Annotated in this window: 13 protein-coding genes and 6 pseudogenes; 11 read left to right on the top strand and 8 right to left on the bottom strand. The window is 61.5% G+C overall.

Going from position 1 to position 18,708, the window contains the following annotated elements:
- Positions 1-122: 122 nt before the first annotated feature.
- Complete coding sequence (locus tag ACTGJ9_RS16235) at positions 123-602, bottom strand: hypothetical protein (protein ID WP_456677879.1); 480 nt, start codon at positions 600-602, stop codon at positions 123-125.
- 318 nt (positions 603-920) lie between these two features.
- On the opposite strand from ACTGJ9_RS16235, the gene ACTGJ9_RS16240 reads away from it, so the two are divergent.
- The 6 genes and pseudogenes from ACTGJ9_RS16240 (at position 921) to fabI (ending at position 8,228) form a co-directional block, all read left to right on the top strand.
- Positions 921-1,766 carry an HD domain-containing protein gene (locus ACTGJ9_RS16240; RefSeq protein ID WP_456677880.1) on the top strand — a complete coding sequence of 282 codons (846 nt, stop codon included), beginning with the start codon at positions 921-923 and terminating at the stop codon, positions 1,764-1,766.
- Between the two features lie 91 nt (positions 1,767-1,857).
- Positions 1,858-2,946, top strand: coding sequence for an AI-2E family transporter (locus tag ACTGJ9_RS16245; protein ID WP_456677881.1), 1,089 nt, complete (start codon positions 1,858-1,860; stop codon positions 2,944-2,946).
- 76 nt (positions 2,947-3,022) lie between these two features.
- Positions 3,023-5,238: pseudogene (locus ACTGJ9_RS16250) on the top strand (DUF3141 domain-containing protein).
- A 23-nt stretch (positions 5,239-5,261) separates the two neighbouring features.
- Positions 5,262-6,223: pseudogene (locus ACTGJ9_RS16255) on the top strand (phosphate acetyltransferase).
- 5 nt (positions 6,224-6,228) lie between these two features.
- Positions 6,229-7,443, top strand: a complete 1,215-nt coding sequence (locus tag ACTGJ9_RS16260) for an acetate/propionate family kinase (protein ID WP_456677882.1) — start codon at positions 6,229-6,231, stop codon at positions 7,441-7,443.
- A complete protein-coding gene (gene fabI / locus ACTGJ9_RS16265; protein WP_456677883.1) occupies positions 7,440-8,228 on the top strand; it encodes an enoyl-ACP reductase FabI in 789 nt (262 codons plus the stop codon). The genes ACTGJ9_RS16260 and fabI overlap by 4 nt, the downstream gene beginning before the upstream one ends.
- Positions 8,229-8,247: 19 nt before the next feature.
- Here fabI and ACTGJ9_RS16270 read toward each other — a convergent pair whose 3' ends face one another.
- Genes ACTGJ9_RS16270 through ACTGJ9_RS16280 form a run of 3 tightly spaced genes read right to left on the bottom strand, consistent with a single transcriptional unit; the run spans position 8,248 to position 10,022 of the window.
- The gene (locus ACTGJ9_RS16270; protein WP_456677884.1) at positions 8,248-8,706 is read right to left on the bottom strand and encodes a MaoC family dehydratase; all 459 of its coding nucleotides are present in this window, start codon (positions 8,704-8,706) and stop codon (positions 8,248-8,250) included.
- Between the two features lie 13 nt (positions 8,707-8,719).
- Positions 8,720-9,370, bottom strand: coding sequence for a 3-oxoacid CoA-transferase subunit B (locus ACTGJ9_RS16275; RefSeq protein WP_456677885.1), 651 nt, complete (start codon positions 9,368-9,370; stop codon positions 8,720-8,722).
- Positions 9,371-9,374: 4 nt separating this feature from the next.
- Entirely contained in the window at positions 9,375-10,022 is a 648-nt protein-coding gene (locus ACTGJ9_RS16280; protein ID WP_456677886.1) for a CoA transferase subunit A, read from the bottom strand.
- 173 nt (positions 10,023-10,195) lie between these two features.
- Between ACTGJ9_RS16280 and ACTGJ9_RS16285 the strand changes: the two genes are divergently transcribed.
- Positions 10,196-10,654, top strand: a complete 459-nt coding sequence (locus ACTGJ9_RS16285; protein ID WP_456677887.1) for a potassium channel family protein — start codon at positions 10,196-10,198, stop codon at positions 10,652-10,654.
- Here the strand turns inward: ACTGJ9_RS16285 and ACTGJ9_RS16290 are convergent.
- Entirely contained in the window at positions 10,632-11,315 is a 684-nt protein-coding gene (locus ACTGJ9_RS16290) for a helix-turn-helix domain-containing protein (RefSeq protein WP_456678542.1), read from the bottom strand. The genes ACTGJ9_RS16285 and ACTGJ9_RS16290 overlap by 23 nt on opposite strands.
- 371 nt (positions 11,316-11,686) lie before the next feature.
- On the opposite strand from ACTGJ9_RS16290, the pseudogene ACTGJ9_RS16295 reads away from it, so the two are divergent.
- Both ACTGJ9_RS16295 and ACTGJ9_RS16300 read left to right on the top strand, forming a co-directional pair.
- Positions 11,687-12,300 (top strand): annotated as a pseudogene (locus tag ACTGJ9_RS16295) (response regulator transcription factor).
- 240 nt (positions 12,301-12,540) lie between these two features.
- Positions 12,541-12,870 carry a response regulator transcription factor gene (locus tag ACTGJ9_RS16300; RefSeq protein WP_456677888.1) on the top strand — a complete coding sequence of 110 codons (330 nt, stop codon included), beginning with the start codon at positions 12,541-12,543 and terminating at the stop codon, positions 12,868-12,870.
- Between the two features lie 15 nt (positions 12,871-12,885).
- On the opposite strand, the gene ACTGJ9_RS16305 is transcribed toward ACTGJ9_RS16300, so the two are convergent.
- The 3 genes and pseudogenes from ACTGJ9_RS16305 to ACTGJ9_RS16315 all read right to left on the bottom strand — a co-directional run bounded on the left by ACTGJ9_RS16305 (position 12,886) and on the right by ACTGJ9_RS16315 (position 16,111).
- Complete coding sequence (locus ACTGJ9_RS16305) at positions 12,886-13,497, bottom strand: invasion associated locus B family protein (RefSeq protein ID WP_456677889.1); 612 nt, start codon at positions 13,495-13,497, stop codon at positions 12,886-12,888.
- A 27-nt stretch (positions 13,498-13,524) separates the two neighbouring features.
- Complete coding sequence (locus ACTGJ9_RS16310; protein ID WP_456677890.1) at positions 13,525-14,412, bottom strand: alpha/beta hydrolase family protein; 888 nt, start codon at positions 14,410-14,412, stop codon at positions 13,525-13,527.
- 11 nt (positions 14,413-14,423) lie between these two features.
- A pseudogene (locus ACTGJ9_RS16315) lies at positions 14,424-16,111 on the bottom strand (aspartate-alanine antiporter-like transporter).
- A 129-nt stretch (positions 16,112-16,240) separates the two neighbouring features.
- Here ACTGJ9_RS16315 and ACTGJ9_RS16320 point away from each other — a divergent pair.
- Together ACTGJ9_RS16320 and ACTGJ9_RS16325 are read left to right on the top strand one after the other, a co-directional pair.
- Positions 16,241-16,914: pseudogene (locus ACTGJ9_RS16320) on the top strand (YoaK family protein).
- Positions 16,914-18,649 (top strand): annotated as a pseudogene (locus ACTGJ9_RS16325) (SulP family inorganic anion transporter). Before ACTGJ9_RS16320 ends, ACTGJ9_RS16325 begins: the two co-directional pseudogenes overlap by 1 nt.
- Positions 18,650-18,708: the final 59 nt, after the last annotated feature.

Consider the following 18,708-nt stretch of genomic DNA (forward strand, 5'->3'; position numbering starts at 1 on the left):
GATGTCAGCGCTCTGCCTGCGAGTTGATCCAGATCAATGGAGGTATCGCGCTCGCGCAGCCGTTGCGCGGTGTGAGCGACGGCGACACCAAGAGCGCGTGCTCAGGAGAATCCGAGGTAGATCTACCAGCCGGAATAGTAGCTCCGCCTCGCGTAGTAGCCGCCATAGCTACCATAGGCGCTGTAGGCACTGGGCGGACAATAGTCATAGCCGTATCCTCCGCCGTAAGAGGAGTATCCGCCGCCGTAGGAGGGATATGCACCATAGTAGCCGGAACTTGTGATCCCGCCGCCGACGACAGCGTCCGCGACGACTGCGCCGGCGCCCCAGCCGCGGTAGCCTCTATATCCGTAACCTCTGTAGCCATATCCGGCACCGCGATACCCCAGACCACGATAGCCCACTCCCGCTCCGCGGTAGCCTCCACCCCATCCGCCGCGATATCCCCAGCCGCCGTAGCGCACTTCTACCATGTCATTATTGAGCGTGGCTCTCATCGCGCCGACGTTGGTGGGTAAAGGCGCTGCTTCGCTCCTGGGCACAGAAATCATGGCGCTCGCGACAGTAAGAATTGCTGCAAATGCCCCCTTGATGAACCTCATGATGTCCTCCACTTGGTTGAAATCTCGACTGACCGGCGAGGGAAGGATTCCGTCGCGCTAGCGGCATGACCATGCACATGCAATTGTTTGCGTCGTAACCGGCTTGGCCTTGATTTGAATCAACGAGCGGGGTTGGAGGCCGTGAGCGGCTCCGGCCGGTCACGGGGCCGCTTGTCGGAGGCGCTGCACCAGATGGATCGTCTGTGGGTCGCAGAGTGCGGCCGGCTCGAAGCCGAACCTGCCGAAGACCGCCAGCATTGATCGCAGAGAGGCATGGCTTGATCTGCATCGTCGACCATACAATATGGGAGATACCTGATGATCACAGTTCCGGAACTGGTGTCGCAAGCTCTGGGCGCGTTTTTGACGACGGAAACCAAAGACCGGTTCGGGGCGTCGTATGCCGGCCTGACCGAACTTCTTCCGTTTGCAGCCAAGCTCACGATGGAGTGCATCGGCAACAGCGATGCTCTATATCACAATATCGAGCATACGTTGCTCGTGACCCTCGCGGGGCACGATATCCTGACAGGCCGCGCGCTGCTCCGGCCCACCACGGCAAACGACTATGCGAATTTCATTCTGGCGTGCCTTGCTCACGACATTGGATACGTGCGCGGCGTCGTTCAGGGCGATGAGGACGATCGGTTCATTGCGGACGTGACCGGCAACACCGTTCGTCTGCCGCGAGGATCGTCCGACGCAGCTCTCGCGCCATACCATGTCGATCGGTCGAAACTGTTCGTGCTGGAGCGGCTGGATTCAGTCGAGCAGCTGGATGCCGACCGGGTTGCTCGGGCAATCGAATATACCCGGTTTCCTTATACGATGTCCTCCAATGACAGCCTCATCGAAGAGGAGGGATTGCTCTTGCGGGCCGCAGATCTCATCGGTCAGCTCGGGGATCCCAACTATCTGAAGAAGTCGAACGCGCTGTTCTACGAGTTCGAGGAGATCGGACTCAGCAAGACCCTGGGCTACGCGACGCCGGCGGACATCGTTTACAAATATCCCCAATTCTATTGGGGCAACGTCGCTCCTCAGATCCAGCAGGCGATACGTTATCTCAATGTGACCTCGCGTGGCCGGCAATGGATCGCGAGTCTATACGGCAACGTGTTTCGGGCGGAGCGTGAGATGAACCTGTCTGGACCACAGCTCTAGAAGAGGCTCGCCGCTTGATCTGGATCAAGCGGGCGGCGCGAGAGCGGGCGCTAGTTGGTTGCAGTATGCACGAGGCGACTGAGGCGCGTCCGTGAAAACACTTCGCCAGATATTCTCTGAAGACGAGATCATCCAGCTGGTAATTCGGCTCGGACTGCTGGCACTCCTGCTCGTCTGGGCCTTGCTCCTGGTTCGTCCATTTGTGCCTATATTGGCCTGGAGCGTCGTGCTTGCGGCTGCGCTGAATCCGGTGTTCCGGCGCCTGAGTTCTATCCTCGGTGGAAGGCCGAAGCTTGCGGCAACGATCCTCACGCTCGTCAACCTCGCAGTGGTGATCGGACCCGCGACCTGGCTGGGCATGGGCGCCGTCGACGGGATCACCGATCTCGCCGCCCAGATGACCGCTGGTGAACTGCATGTTCCGTCCCCGCCGCAGTCTCTTAAGGAGTGGCCCATCGTCGGGCCTCAGCTGTTCGATCTCTGGGATCAGGCGACGACCAATCTCCGGTCGCTCTTGCGCGCTGTGGTGCCTTACTTGAAGCCATTCGCGGCCACCTTGCTCGGGTTCGCCGGCAATGCCGGTGTGGGAACCGTCAAGTTTCTGCTGTCGGTTGCCGTGGCCGGGGTGCTGCTACCGTATGGACCTCAGCTCGTGGCCGCGGGGCGCAGCTTTCTCTCACGCATCGTGCCGGACCAGAGCGAGCACTTTCTGGACCTGGCGGGGGCCACGATCCGCGCGGTGGCTCAAGGTGTGATCGGTGTTGCCATCATCCAATCCTTGCTGGCCGGAGTCGGGTTCAAGCTGGCCGGCATTGCCGCCGCGGGACTGCTGGCGTTCCTGGTACTATTGCTGTCGATCGTGCAGATAGGCGGAACGATCGTCATCCTTCCGGTCATCATCTGGATTTGGACCGACAAGGAATTTCCGATCGCGCTGCTGCTGACCGTGTTTCTCGTCATCGTGTCGGTGCTCGACAACATCCTGAAACCGCTCGTCATGGGCCGCGGCCTGACCACGCCAGCGCTCGTCATTCTGATCGGGGTGATCGGCGGAACTCTCTTCCACGGGATAATCGGCCTCTTCATCGGACCTATCATTCTGTCGGTGGTCTGGGAGCTGACGGTGGCCTGGATCCGCGCCGAACGTACTGCGCCGGCGAAACTGGCGATCGAGCGTTGACCTATATCAACGCGGCCAAGTGCAGCGGGCTTCGGATGAATCGATACGACGAAGAAGTCGGAGAACGCCGATGGAAATGCCTGTATTGCCTGGTGGTCCAATATCCGGACTCGTCGCTTCGGCGGTCGAATACATGATCGATACGGGACAACGGAGCATCCTGTTCCTCGACGTGATGCGCCGGCGCGGCGATCAGTATCGGGAGCACGTCGCCCAAGCCGCTCCTCACGTCTTGCAATATGCCGCCGAGTTGATCATCGACGGTCGCCAGCTGAACGAACCCGTCAACTATGCGCTTGTCCGCGTCATCCCGCCAGCAGGCGTCGATATCGATCCTGGGCGGCGGCCGTTCGTCGTGATCGATCCGCGCGCCGGACACGGTCCGGGCATCGGAGGATTCAAGGCTGACAGCGAGATCGGCGTCGCCATGAAGGCGGGGCATCCGTGCTACTTCATCGGTTTTCTGCCGCAGCCGATGCCGGGACAGACGATCGAGCGCATTGCGCGAGCCGAAGCCAAGTTCATCGAGAAGGTCATCAGCCGCCATCCGGACGCCGATGGCAAGCCCTGCGTGATCGGCAATTGCCAAGCGGGCTGGGCCGTCATGATTCTGGCGTCACTGCGGCCCGAGCTGTTCGGGCCGCTGATCATCGCCGGCGCGCCACTCGCTTATTGGGCGGGCGTACACGGCAAAAATCCGATGCGCTATTCGGGCGGCCTATTGGGCGGCAGTTGGCTGACGGCGCTTGTCAGCGATCTCGGCGCCGGCAAGTTCGACGGCGTCTGGCTGGTGCAGAACTTCGAGGGCCAAAATCCGTCGAACACGCTCTGGAGCAAGCAGTATAACGTCTATTCGAAGGTTGACACAGAAGCGGAACGTTACCTCGAGTTCGAGCGCTGGTGGGGCGGACACGTAAACCTTAACGCCGAGGAGATCCAGTTCATCGTCGACGAGCTCTTTGTCGGCAATAATCTTGCCTCCGGCAACATCAAGATGTCTGACGGCCAGCAGGTGGACTTGCGCAACATCAGGTCGCCGATCGTGGTGTTCTGTTCTAAGGGCGACAATATCACCCCGCCGCAGCAGGCGCTGGGCTGGATCCTAGAATGCTACGCCGATGTTGATGACATCCGGGCCTATGGGCAGACAATCGTCTATACTGTTCACGAGAGCGTCGGCCATCTCGGTATCTTTGTCTCCGGCGGCATCGCCAAGAAGGAGCACGCCGAGTTTTCAAGCAATATCGATCTAATCGACGTGCTGCCGCCCGGCCTGTACGAAGCGACGTTCGAGGCCAAGGGCGAGGAGACCACGAGTTCCGATCTCGTTATCGGCCAGTGGGTGATGCGCTGCGAGGCCCGGACGCTCGACGATATCCGCGCCATGGGCTGCAATTCGCCCGAGGACGAGCGGCGCTTCGCCGCGGCCAAGCGCGTTTCGAGCTCAATCTGGCCGCTTATCGACGGTTCGTGCAGCCCTGGATCAAAGGCATGGTGGCGCCGCAGACGGCGGAGTTGATGCGCAATCTGCACCCGTTGCGGACGCAGTATGAGGCGTTCAGCAGTCAGAATCCATGGATGACGGCGGTGAAGTCGGTGGCGGACGGGTTGGAAGAGAATCGCAAGCCGGTTTCGAAGCACAATCCCCTCCTGGCAATACAGGAGCAGCTCTCCAAACAAATCGTTAATGTCCTCGACAGCTGGCGCGATTCGCAGGAGGCGCTGAGCGAGGCGATCTTCCTCAACGTCTATGGCTCGCCAGCGCTCCAGGCCGCGGTCGGTATAGATCCCAAGGCCGAACCTTTGCGTCCGCGCGAGATGCCCGCCCAGCATCGTGCCATGCTCAAGAGGCGGATCGGCGAACTCAAATCCCGGATCGATAAGGGCGGACTGCGTGAAGCGGCGCTTCGCGCCTTGCTCTATGTCGGCTCGGCGAGAGGAATGGTCGACGAGCGAAGCATTGAGGCGCTACGTCTGGTCCGCCGCGAGTACGCCGGAGCGCGATTGACGCTGCCCGAGTTCAAGATGCTGGTGCGCGAGCAGTTCTTCATGCTGCTGCTCGATCGCGAGGCGGCCCTGGCCGCGATCCCGAGGCTGCTGCCTGACGATGCCAATCAACGCCGCGCGGCCTTCGCGGCGGTGGGCGAGGTGTTGTCGGCCAGCGAGGAAATCACGGGCGAGCGCGCGAACCGCCTGCAACATATCGCAGCATTGTTCGGCCTTGAAGCTGGCGAGCAGCCGGGGAGGGCGTCGAATATCGCCCCTTTCGATCCCAAAGCGAAGGCGTCGTAATATTGGTTGGAAGGAGCGGCCTCATGACAGCCGATGCCACGCAGACACAGCCCTTGAGCAAATACGACCGCCTGATCGCGGCCGCCAGGGCGGTGTCGCCCCTCCGACCGTCGTCGTGCATCCTTGTGACGAGACATCCCTGCGCGGTGCCGTCGAAAGCGCACAGGCTGGCATTATCCGTCCGATCCTGGTCGGGGCCGACAAGAAGATCCGTGATACGGCCGCCAGGCACGGTCTTGACGTCGGCCCGTTCGAGATCGTCGATACCGCTCATAGCGACGAATCTGCGACTCGGGGCGTCGAACTGATCCATGCAGGCAAGGGCGAACTGCTGATGAAGGGCAGCCTGCACACGGACGAGCTGATGCGCGCTGTCACTGCCAAGACCGGCGGCCTGCGCACGGCCCGTCGCATCAGCCATGTCTTCGTGATGGACGTGCCGGCCTATGCCGAAACCATCTTCGTGACGGATGCGGCCATCAACATCTTCCCGGATCTCGACGCCAAACGCGACATCATCCAGAACGCGATCGATCTCTATGTACAAGCCCGCTTCGGTAAATCGCCGCGGGTGGCGATTCTGTCGGCAGTCGAAACAGTGACCTCCAAGATTCCGTCGACGATCGAGGCCGCGGCACTCTGCAAGATGGCGGACCGGGGCCAGATCACCGGCGGTGTGCTCGATGGGCCGCTCGCGTTCGACAACGCCATCGACGAGAAGGCGGCGCGGATCAAGGGGATCAAGTCCGAAGTCGCCGGCCGGGCGCAGATCCTTGTCGTTCCCGACCTCGAATCCGGCAATATGCTGGCGAAGAATCTCGCATATTTCGCCAAAGCTGACGGCGCGGGCGTCGTGCTCGGCGCCCGGGTGCCGGTCGTTCTGACGTCGCGTGCGGATTCGCCGCGCGCACGGATGGCTTCCTGTGCGGTTGCAGCCCTGTATGCCCACGCACGGCGCCAGCATGCTCCCACGATCGCTGCGTGAGTGCCATGGATACGATCCTTGTGGTCAATGCCGGCTCCTCCAGCGTCAAGTTCCGGATCTATTCGATCGAGAACGAAGGAATGCTGCGGCAGCAGCTCAAGGGGCAGATCGAGGGCATCGGTAACCGTCCCCGCCTGCGGGCGAGCGACGTCGAGAGCAATCCTCTTGCCGATCGCGCCTATCCGATCGATGCCGTACCGGACGTTCCGGCTGCGATGGAGATCGCCGGCGCGTGGCTGCGGGACGAGCTTCGCATCCACCCTATCGCAGTCGGTCACCGCGTCGTTCATGGCGGGCCGGACTATGACCGCCCGATCCAGATCGATCATGGTGTCGTGACCCGGCTGGAGCGGTTTATCGCACTGGCACCGCTGCATCAGCCATACAATCTGGCGCCGATCCGCTCGATCCTCGCCAATTTCCCGACGCTGCCGCAGGTCGCCTGTTTCGACACCGCCTTTCACCGCACACACAGTGTGGTCGCCGACCACTACGCGATCCCGCATGGACTTTATGCCGAAGGCGTGCGTCGCTATGGGTTTCACGGGCTGTCGTACGAATACATCGCGAAGACGTTGCCAAAGATTGCGCCGAAGATTGCGAAGGGACGAGTCATCGTCGCTCATCTCGGGAGCGGCGCCTCGATGTGCGCGCTCAGCGGCGGGCGAAGCATCGAAAGCACGATGGGCTTCACCGCTCTCGACGGGCTTCCCATGGGAACGCGCCCTGGTCAGATCGACCCGGGCGTCGTGCTCTACCTGATCTCAGAGAAAGGCATGTCGGCATCCAACGTTCAGAATTTCCTTTACCGCCATTGCGGCCTGAAGGGACTTTCCGGCGTCAGCAACGACATGCGCGAGCTCGAGGCCAGCGACAGTCCCAACGCAAAACTGGCGATCGACTATTTCGTTTACAGAACCGGGCTCAACGCCGGGATGCTCGCAGCGGCATTGCAAGGCCTTGATGCGTTCGTCTTCACAGCCGGCATTGGCGAGAACTCCGCCGCGCTCCGTGCACGCGTAGCGGAGCAACTCAGATGGTTCGGCGTTTTCCTCGATCAGGCCGAGAATGCTCGTCATTCGCGGATGATATCGGCTTCAAACAGCCTGATTCCGGTTTATGTCGTGCCGACGGACGAGGAATTGATGATCGCGCAGCATACGCTGTCGCTGCTGATGAAAAGGCCAACGACCGATGCGAGACAAGAGAGGGCGTCATGATTCCCGTGTTTCCTGATGCCAACGTTGCCCTGAAGGAAAAAAAAGGCCTTGTCGTAGGCATCGCCAATGACCAGTCGATCGCATGGGGCTGCGCTAAAGCCTTTCGCGCCCTCGGAGCAGATCTCGCCGTCACATACCTGAACGAGCGTGCGAAGAAGCACGTCGAGCCGCTCGCGCAGGCGCTTAAGGCTCCCATTTTCATGCCGCTCGACGTCATGATAGAGGGGCAGACCGAAGAAGCGTTTGCACGGATCGAGAAGGAGTGGGGACAGCTCGACTTCCTGCTGCACTCGATCGCCTTCTCTCCGAAGGAAGCCTTGCACGGGCGCGTGGTGGACGTCGGCCGCGATGGCTTCCTGAAGACGATGGAGGTGTCCTGCTGGTCGTTCATGCGCATGGCGCATCTGGCCGAGCCGCTGATGAAGAACGGCGGCACCATGTTTACCATGACCTATTACGGCAGCCAGATGGTGGTCGAGAATTACAACGTGATGGGCGTGGCGAAGGCCGCGCTCGAAGCGTCGGTGCGCTACATCGCGGCCGAGCTGGGGCCGAAAGGCATCCGCGTGCATGCGATCTCGCCTGGTCCGCTCGCCACACGCGCGGCCTCAGGCATTCCGGAGTTCGACGAGCTGATGGACAGGGCGCAATCGAAGGCACCGTCGCGCAGCCTCGTCAGCATCGACGATGTCGGTAACGCCACTGCGTTCCTGGCGCTCGACGGCGCCAAGCTCATCACGGGCAGCGTTCTCTACGTCGACGGCGGTTATCACATCATCGATTGAGGAGAGACCGGCGCGTTGCTCAGCGATAGTGCAGGGCGATCAGCTCGGCGATGCAAGCCGGCCGTTTGCCGCCTTCGATCTCGATCACGAGATGGTAATTCACGCGCAGGCCGTCAGGAGGCACGTCCTCCGTCTCGGCAATGGTGACGCGGCCGCGCAGCTTCGAACCCGCCGGGACCGGCGAAAGGTACCTGATCCTGTCCGCGCCGTAGTTCAGGGTGTTACGCAGGCCATTCAGCCCGACCACCGAGCGGATGAACATCGGCGCAAGCGCCAGCGACAGCAGCCCGTGGGCGATGGTGGTGCCTCCGGGCATCTCTTTCCTTGCACGCTCCTGGTCGACATGGATCCATTGCTCATCGCAGGTTGCTTCCGCGAACCTGTTGATCCGATCCTGCGTGACTTCGATCCAGTCGCTGGCACCGATCTCGGTGCCGACGGCGGATCTGATCTCGTTGAAATCGCCAAAAATCCGCATGTCCATCACCTGGTCAGATCATCATTTCCGGGACATAGTCAGGAATGACGAGGTCGGCGTCCGTCACCGCCATGACTTCGCCGATCGTGACGCCCGGCGCGGTCTCAAGCAGCGTCGCCTTGCCCCCGGCAAAGCCGATCACTGCCATGTCGGTGACGACCAGGTTCACAGGGCGCGCCGAGGTTAGCGGCAAGGTGCATTTCGCGACGATCTTCGACTTGCCCTTTGCCGCGTGCTGCATGGCGACGATGACGCGCTTGGCGCCGCTGACGAGGTCCATTGCGCCGCCCATGCCTGGCACCATCTTGCCCGGAATTGTCCAGTTGGCGAGATGGCCGTATGCATCGACCTGGAGACCTCCAAGCACGGTAACATCGACATGGCCGCCGCGGATCAATCCGAACGACATCGCGCTATCGAAGGTGCTTGCGCCGGGTAGCGCACTAATCGGGCGTCCGCCTGCGTCCGTTAGCGTCGGATGTGCCAAGCCCTGCTCGGGGATCGGCCCGGTGCCGATCAGGCCGTTTTCCGACTGGAAGAACACCTTCAGGTCGGCCGGAACGTAGTTTGCGACGAGCGTAGGGATACCGATGCCGAGATTGACGAGGTCGCCGCTCCGGAGCTCCTTGGCCACGCGCCGAGCGATCAGGGTCTGCGGATCCATGACGTCACCAGTTCGTAATGAGGTAGTCGACGAGCGGTGCCGGCGTTATGACGTGATCCGGCGCGATAACGCCGACAGGCACGATGTTCTCCGCTGTGACGATCACGGTATCGGCGGCCATCGCCATGGCGGGATTGAAGTTCCGCGAAGTCAGTGCGTAGGCGAGGTTACCGAAGTAGTCGGCCAGGAAGGCGTGCACCAGCGCGAACTGCGCGCGCAGGGCCGTCTCCAGCAGGAAGGACCTGCCGTCGACTTCGATCTCACGCTTACCTTCCGCAACCAGCGTACCGACGCCGGTCGGGGTCAGAACGCCGCCCAGGCCGCATCCGCCGGCGCGAATGCGCTCGACGAATGTTCCCTGAGGAATGAGATCGACGGCGACCGTGTTGGCCAGCATCTGCTGCTGTGCCGTTGGGTTGAGGCCGATATGCGTTGCGGTCAACCGCGAGACCTGCCCGGTGTCGAACAGCTTGCCGACGCCTTTGCCGGGGATAGCTGCGTCATTACAGATCAACGACAGGCCCGTCTTCTTCTGCCGCACCAGTTCGTCGAGCAGGCGCTCCGGTGTCCCGACGCCCATGAACCCGCCGACCATAATGCTCGCGCCTGAGGGAATCATCGCGATGGCTTCTTCGACGGAGATAGCTCTCATGATTGCAGTTCCGGTAGGCGGATAAACGGCGAAGGATCTCAGCGGAGCGATGTTGAGGGTAGGCTGCCATGCTCGCTTGATCTGCATCAAGGCGCCACATCATCCCCTTCGCTGGATGGCAAGGCTGGCCGACCAAACCAACGGTATGGGCGAGTCCACAGTGAGTGCACGCGATGGCGGTTCAATTCCTGCTCGGCACCTTTATCAGCGTGATCAACATCATGATTCACGCGCTGGTGACTGTTGCGGCGATCGACATCGCCCGCACTGCTGGATTGAAGCACACAGCGCGGCCCCGATCGCACTTGATGGCGGTGATGGTCACGACTGCTGTCATTTTGATGGTTGCGCACACTGTCGAGGTTCTCATCTGGGCGCTGGCCTATGCCATGGTCGGCGCGGCGCCTCCGGGAAGCGATCTGCTATATTTCACCTTCGTGAACTACACCACGCTGGGCTATGGCGACATCACTCCGGTGGAGGGGTGGCGGCTGACGGGGCCTATGACAGCGATGAACGGAATCCTGATGTTCGGCTGGTCGACCGCGGTTCTGTTCGAGGTGCTGCGCAAGACGGTCGAACATCTCGCCGCGATTGCGGCGCATGGGTCTAGTTTTGGAGATCGAGGCTAGCGAGCTGCGGCCTGTCCAGCAGCACAATCTGGCGCTGGTTGTTTCCGATGAAGCCGAGGATGCCGAGCTCATGCAACCGCGACAGTGCGCGCGAGACGGTTTCCAGCGTCAATCCGAGATAGTCGGCGATATCACGCCGCGACATCGGCAGCGCCATGATGCCGGCAGCCGTCAGCCGCTTGTCCATCTCGATCAGGAAGGCTGCGACCCGCTCCAGCGAGGTCTTGCGGCCGAGCAGCAGCATGTGGTCTTCCGCATGCTGAAGGTTGCTGGTGGTCATGCAGAGCAGGTTTCGGGCAACCATGGCATCGCCTTCTGCGACGAGTTCGAGGCTCTGCCGCTTGACCAGGCGCACGGTCGTGTCGACGATCGCTTCCGTGGTGAATCTATGCTCGCTGCCGTTTTCAAGCCCGAAGATGTCGCCAACCAGGTGAAAGGCGCCAATCTGGCGACGCCCATCCGACAAGAGCTTGTAGCTTCGCACGGCTCCTGATTTGATCTGATAGACGTACTCGGCCGGCTCTTTCTCGCCGTAGATTTCCGTGGCTTTTTTATAGGTAAATTCGTTCAAACTGATGATCGGATTTGAACTGGTATTCAGGCCAAGCTCGCGGAGTGAATGATGCCGCGAGGAAGCGTCGGCAGCGTTGCGAACCAGCATGGCCAACTCCCGAACTCGTGCTGACGCGACAACCGCGAGCAGCTATTTTCATCACCGGGAATAAGGAGCCGCCGATAAATCACCCCTCCCGCGAAGGTTGTTTAGGCTAAAAGCAGGCTTTGCAACTATTGTCTGTAGGTGCATTGTACCATGGTACAGGGAAGGCGATCGTGCGCTGAATGAGAAACCTGTCAGAACGTCTGTCGGATTGCGCGGGCATCGGATTGAGTCGTGCGTTCCACTGAGGTCGTACCACTGCGGGCGGGCTGCTTTCTTAATGTGACCGCGGGGTACGAGGCGCCTCGAATTGCTTCTAAGGCTTGCGCGGGCAGTTGAGCTTTCTGCTTGCACGAACAGGTCGGGAGGAAATATTGCCTGGCTTCGTCTATGTGGTCGACGACGACCTATCGTTTCGCACCGCCATCCAGCGTCGGCTCAAGCTTGCGGGCTATGAGGTTGTGACCTACGCGTCGGCGCAGCAATTGCTCGAGGACCCCCGGGCTCCGAACATCCGGGCTGTATCCTGCTGGACGTGCAGATTCCGGGCCTGAGCGGACCCGAGTTGCAAGCATGCCTCGCCCAACGACCTTCGCCGTTGCCGATCGTATTCCTGACAGGACATGCTGATACCGCAACAACTGTTCGCGCGATCAAGGCCGGCGCAGAAGATTTTCTGACCAAACCAGTATCTCCGCAAGAGTTGATCGGAGCGATCGAGCGCGCACTGGCTCGGCAGGAAGTGGTGCGCGGCCAACAGAGCAAACTGGATTCACTTCGTGCTCGTTTGACGTCTCTGACACGGCGCGAACGGCAGGTCTTCGATCTGATCGTGCGCGGGAAGATCAACAAGCAAATCGCGTGCGAGCTTGGAAACACCGAGCGCACCGTAAAGGCGCATCGGCACCAGGTCATGACAAAGATGCAGGTGCCATCCCTGGCCGAGCTGGTCTCCGTCGCCGAGCAGCTCGGACTTCTGAGCTCGTAGCCGATCTGAACCGTCGGACTGTTTGGTTGGATGGCGTCAATCTCACCATGAGACCTGTACGATAGGACAATATGAAATGTTATTGACAGATTCTGGGAACGACTGCCAAGTTGGCGCTTGGATTTGCGCAGGAACATTTGCGGCGACTCGCCGTTGCCAGGCGAGTGCAGCGTTTCCGATGAGAAAGCTCACCCATTGTTTGCACGCAGATCAATATACGTTGTGGATGACGATTCATCGATGCTGCGAAGCATGGACCGCCTGCTGCGGAACCACGGCTTTACCGCGGTTGTTTTCGAGTCCGCCGGTGCATTGCTTCGTCATGGCCGTCTCGAAGACGCGTGTTGCCTCGTGCTGGACATCAACCTGAACGGCGAGTCGGGTATCGCCCTGCGGCGCAAGCTGGCAAGTGAGGGCGCTACAGTGCCCGTCATCTACATCACTGGCAACGATAGCCAAGCAAACCAAGCGGCCGCGATCCAGTCCGGGTGTACGGCCTATTTGAGCAAGCCCTTCGCGGCGAGCGAGCTGATCGAAACGGTTGAACGCGCCTGCGGCAAGAGCGCCTGATCCGCTGTCGCGTGCTCATTCGTCGATGTCCTGATCAAGCGTCTGTGCGGGCGCGCCGTTGTGAATGGAGGCGAACTGCGCAAGCGGCAACGATGTCGTCAAAGACAGAAGGTTGGAATCGGTGAGTTCGAGCACGAGGGCCTTGCCGCCATCCATGTCCTTCACGAACTTGGGATCCGCGGCATCGGCGGCAATGCAGGCATTGGTAAGGCACCAGGTGTAAGGCAATGACTGGACGTTTGCCCCATCGATCGTCAGCTTGGCGGGCCTTTGCAGATACATGCCGACGGGAACAAACACTTGCAGGCGCGCAATGGGATCACCGTCACGCTCGATCAGGTCCACGCGGATTGCCATCTGCCCCGTAGAAAACCTGCCCGTGATCGAGGTCCGGCACAGCATCGGCGTCCCTCCAGGCTTCACGCAAAGTTTTTTCCAGTCGCTATAGGTGATGTCCTTGGCTTCGCGCTGCCCGCGAGGTGCGATTTCGGCGGACTTTGCCTCTGGGGTCGGCTTTGGCGCGGCTGTATTCTGCGCCGAAGCTGGTCCGGCAAGAGCCGCCGCGAACAATATCGACACGGAGGCGAGCGCACGCCCAGGCGAAGGCACTGAAGTTGCGTCAATCATGTTCTGCCTCCACGCCAGCCTCTGCGGCTATTTCTGCACGTCAAGAAATCGTTCGACGAGTGGTGACCACATCGGGATCGTGTCGGGCGAGCCGATGAAGAAATGTCCTTCGCTGCCAAAGGGCGGCATCAGATGGTATTCGGCCCTGCCGCCGGCCCCTGTGAAGGCCTCATGCATGCGCTTCGACAGGGCAGGGCCGAAGAACGTGTCGTTCTCGATATAGAACCACAGCATTGGCACCCGCGAGGTCCGGCCGAAATCGGCAGTCGCTTCAACCAGCTTGTCCGGGGCGCAATTGTTGTTGGGTTTGCCCTCGACTCGGCCGCCGCGTCCTGCTGCAAAGGTAATAATCGCTTTCACCTGCGGAGGGTTCACGCTGGAGAGCGCAATGGAGGCCCAGCCGCCGGCGGACTGTCCGATGACAATGACATCCCTTGGGAGAACGCGTTTCTCAGCGACCATGTTGTCGATGATCCACAGATCAACCTGCGCCACGGCACGTCCGGCATCGTGGAAGTTCGGATTGGTGCAGTTTCCGACCTTGGAGAAGAATGGCCCGTAGAGACCGTGCTCGGGAATGTCGATTGCGGCTGCGCCATAGCCGGTGCCGACCGGTGCAACCACCAGGTAGCCACGTTTGGCGAACCACTTCGCGGCGTCGCGGAACTCCACCAGCGGGAAGAAGCTGCGGTCAACCGGTTTGAGTGAGACGCCGTGGTTCATGATCGCCAGCGGGAACGGGCCGTCGCCGATGGGCCGAACCACATATGCGAACATTGGCAGGGGTAGCGGGAGCGCCCAGACCTCCTCCTGGATGCGGGCGTTCTCTTCGGCGCGTGTAGGAGCAAGAAGGCAGGCCAGGATGCCCAACGCCGTCCATATCCCTTTTAGGCCCAAATCGTGCCGGGAGTTCACGTACGCCTCCTTCAATTGCCGAAAGTGCTGGCCACGATGATCGGGCCGAGCACGGTCAAGACGACGTTGCCAACGGCGTAAGGCACGGCAACGCCGAGCACCGGCGTCTGACTCTCCGCAACCTCACAGGCACCCGTCACGGCAGCGTCGACCGTCATGGCGCCGGCCAGCGCACCGCAGATGATGACGGGATTCATGCGGAGCACGCGATGAGCAAACAGGGTGGTCACGACTAGCGGCACCAGAGTGACGACCAAGCCCATGCCCACCAGTAACATGCCGTGCGACTGGATTGCGACCCACGCCGCGTGGCCGTTGCCGAGCCCTATCGCCGCGATAAAGCCGCCGAGCCCGAGGTCACTCAGCGTTTGCTGCGCTGCAGGCGGCATTGCGCCCATGGTCGGCCGCCGCGAACGCAGCCAGCCGCAGAAAAGTCCCGCTATCAAGGCACCGCCGCCGCCACCCAGAGTCAGAGGCACCGACCCGATCTTGACGCTCGCGAGACCGGCGAGCAGACCCGCGGCGAGGCCTGCGGCAAGGAATGCGATGTCGGTTCGGTTCTCGGAGCTCAGGATCTGTCCAACCTGCGAGGCGGCGCGCTCGATGTTGCGGGTGCTGCCGACCAGCGTCATGACATCACCGACATAGACGCGGGTGTCCGCACTCAAGGGGACCTGGCGTCCCATCCGCGTCAAGGTGCGCAGGAACACGCCGCGCGCAGCGTCGCCGACGCGTTCGGCCACCTCCTTAACTGAGCGGCCATGGAGCTTGCGATTGTCGACGAGGACGTCGACCACGTTGCCTGGAAGAGCCTTCAGGATCTCGTCGGCGTCGATCTCGGTGCCAACTATCGGCTTGGCGGCGACAATGGCCGCCGTACGACCTGCGATGACGATGTCGTCGTTCGCTTCAAGAACGGCGTCGCGATGCGGTTCGACGTCAGCGCCCTGGCGCACGATCCGCTCGATCACGCTGCGGCTGCCGATCTCGTCTTCGAGGGCGCCGACTGTCCGTCCCGCCGCTGCCGACACCCGGTACGCACGCGCCTGGAATTTTCGATAATGCAGATTCTCAGTTTGTGGCGGGTTGCCACCCGAAAGCTCCGCCTCGAGCTTTGCAGCTTCCGTTTTCAGATCGATCCGCATCAATTTCGGCGCGACGAACGGCACGTACAGGAGCGTGAGGATATAGCCGAGCACGTAGGTGACGGCGTAGCCGGCCGCGATATTAGCGTCCTGTTGCTGCAGCACCTCTTTCGGCAGTCCGAGCTGGGCTAGTGCGCCAGACGCGGTACCAATGACCGACGACTGTGTCAGGGCTCCCGCAGCAAGTCCGGACGCGGTGCCGGGACCGAGCGCGAACACATGGGCAAACAGGAGAACGATGATGAGACCGGTGCCACCGAGCACGAGCGCGAGCGCGACTTGAGCCAGGGTCCGGATGCTCAGCGAGGCAAAGAACTCGGGTCCGGACCGATAGCCTATCGTGAACACGAACAGGCTGAAGAGAATGACCCTGAGCAGGAGGGAAACGTGAAGGTGCCGAGCTGCCCGATCAAGACGGCCACGATGAGCGTGCACGCCGTGGTGCCAATCGAAAAGCCGCGGATCCGGACGCGGCCAAGAATGGAGCCGAGCGCGACCGACAGCAGCAAGAAGATTTCCGGCGCGGCCGAGATTATCCACCTGACCGTGATCATGGCGCATTCCCTCCAGCAGTTTGGGCCAAATCTGGTTACCGAAAGCCGACGCCACTTGATCCAGATCAATTCTGGTCGGCGGTAAGCGTTGCCCTGTGGAGCCTCAGGACTCAAAGCCGACCTTCGGACATGAGCACGATGGATACTGCCGCTGCTTCGTCGATCCGCCGCGGCGAAACGGTGCTGATTGCGCTGCTGCTTGCGTTCGCCGGCGGCTATATCGACACCTATACGTGGATCATGCACGGCGTGATGGCTAATGCCCAGACCGCAAATCTTGTGCTGCCGTGGGTCTATGGCTCGATCGGAAACTGGACGAAGGCGCTGCACTTCGTTCCGCCGATCCTTGCGCTCGCGGCCGGAATCCTGGTCGCGGCATGGCTGCGCCGGGCAACCGGAGCGCGCGCCAGCGCGATCGGTACGCTGATCGAAATCCTGCTGCTGATCACTATCGCCATTCTGCACAACGGCCTGCCGGAGCTCGCGGGAACGCTTGGCATTTCCTTCGTCGCCGCCGTGCAGAGTGCCGTCTTTACGAGGGGCGAGGGCGTGCTCTACAGCTCCGTCATGATCACGGGCAACATGCGGCAGGCGATTGAAGGCCTGTTCGCTGCGGCCTCCGGCGCTGGGGCGCTCCGTCCCCCGGCATTTTCGCCACCTTGTGCGTCACCTTCGGTCTCAGGGCGGCTGTGGCCGCTTTCGCGACGAAGCAAATCCCGAATCTGGCGCTCGGTTTCCCCGTGGTCGCACTGCTGGTCGTGCTGTTGCTCCGCGAAGTCTCAAGCGAGGAGGGCAGGCTCTGATGTCTTCTGGGCGGAAATGGAGCTGGATCGTCCTGTTTCCGCCTACAAGCTGGTTGGCGCAGTATCACAGCGCTTGGATGCGTTCGGACGCCATCGCCGGCATCACGCTCGCGGCTTACGCCATTCCGGTGTCGCTGGCCTATGCCACCCTGGCGGGCCTGCCGCCCCAGATCGGCATCTACGGTTACATGCTCGGCGGCATCGGTTATGCGCTGCTGGGGTCGTCCCGCCAGCTTGCGATCGGTCCGACCTCCGCGATCTCGCTGATGATTGCGGCGACCGTCGGGACGCTGGCCGGCGGAGACCCGGTGAAATACGCCGAGATCGCGAGCTTGGCCGCATGCGCAGTGGCGCTGCTTTGTCTGATCGCATGGTTGTTCAAGCTCAGCGTTCTCGTCCGTCTGGTGAGCGACAGTATTCTGGTCGGTTTCAAGGCAGGCGCCGGACTCACCATCATGATGAGCCAGTTGCCGAGCCTGTTCGGCGTCACCGGAGGCGGTCACAATTTTTTCGATCGCGCCGTCAAGCTCGCGGCCCAGCTCGGCGACATCAATTGGCTGGTTCTCGCGATCGGAGCCATCGCCCTGCTGTCGCTACTGGGGGAGAGCGGCGTCTGCCGGGACGGCCGGTCGGACTCACGATCATGGCGCTGTCGATCGTCGTGGCGACGTTGCTTGGGCTTCCGTCGCGCGGCGTGCCGGTCACCGGCAAAATTCCCGACGGATTGCCGGCGATCGGATTACCGAGCTTGGGTCTATTGGAGCCGGACGAACTTTTCCCGTTGGCCGCGGGATGCGTGCTGCTGGCCTACATAGAAGGTGTCTCTGCCGCCCGCAGCTTTGCTGCCAAGCATGGCTATGCCCTTGATGTCCGGCAGGAGTTTTTGGGGCTCGGCGCGGCAAACCTGGTCACCGCATTCGGCCACGGCTACCCCGTGGCCGGCGGACTGTCGCAATCTGCGGTCAACGATAATGCCGGGGCGCGCACGCCGCTGGCGCTGGTCGTCTGTTCGACGACGCTGGCGCTGTGCCTGCTCTTCTTCACGGGAGCCCTGACGAATCTGCCCAAGACGGTGCTGGCGGCGATCGTCTTTTCTGCCGTCTACAGACTGGTGGATATCCGCGCGCTGTTGCGGATGTGGCAAGTCAGCCGCATTGACTTTTACGCTGCGGCGATTGCGCTGGTGTCCGTGTTGCTCTAAAGGAATCTTGCAAGGCGTCCTGCTGGCGGCGATTGCTTCGATTGTCCTGCTCCTGGCGCGGGCCTCACGTCCGAATGTGGCCTTCCTCGGTCGGCTCCGGGGTACCGGTCGCTACTCCGATGATGCGAGGCACGAAGGCGTCGAGCCATTGGTCGGCATCATCGCCTTCCGACCGGAAGCCTCGCTGCTTTACATCAATGCCGAAACAATCCTGCAGGCAGTTTCGGATGCCTTGCTGAGGTCAGCCGATATCAGGCTTGTGGTCTGCGATCTCTCCGCATCGCCCTACATCGATTTGGCTGGGACACGTATGTTGCACGACCTCCACGACAAACTCGCCTCCGCGCATGTCGCCTTCTGCATCGTCGGCGCGCACGCACAATTGCGCGATCTGCTGCGGGCTGAGGGACTGGCGGAAAAAGACGGACAGTGCGGCTTGGCTTCGCTCGTGTCGACAGCGTGCTCGGTGAAAGCAAGCAATCGTCTGATCCCATACTCGAGAAACCGGCCGGCTTATTGCCCGGCCAGCTCTGATCCGATCTCCCCGCCCGCAATCGGCCGCGGGCAACCGGTTCGGACGATATTGCATCGCG

Origin of the sequence: Bradyrhizobium sp. RDM12 (assembly GCF_051917485.1) — a bacterium.
GTDB lineage: Bacteria > Pseudomonadota > Alphaproteobacteria > Rhizobiales > Xanthobacteraceae > Bradyrhizobium.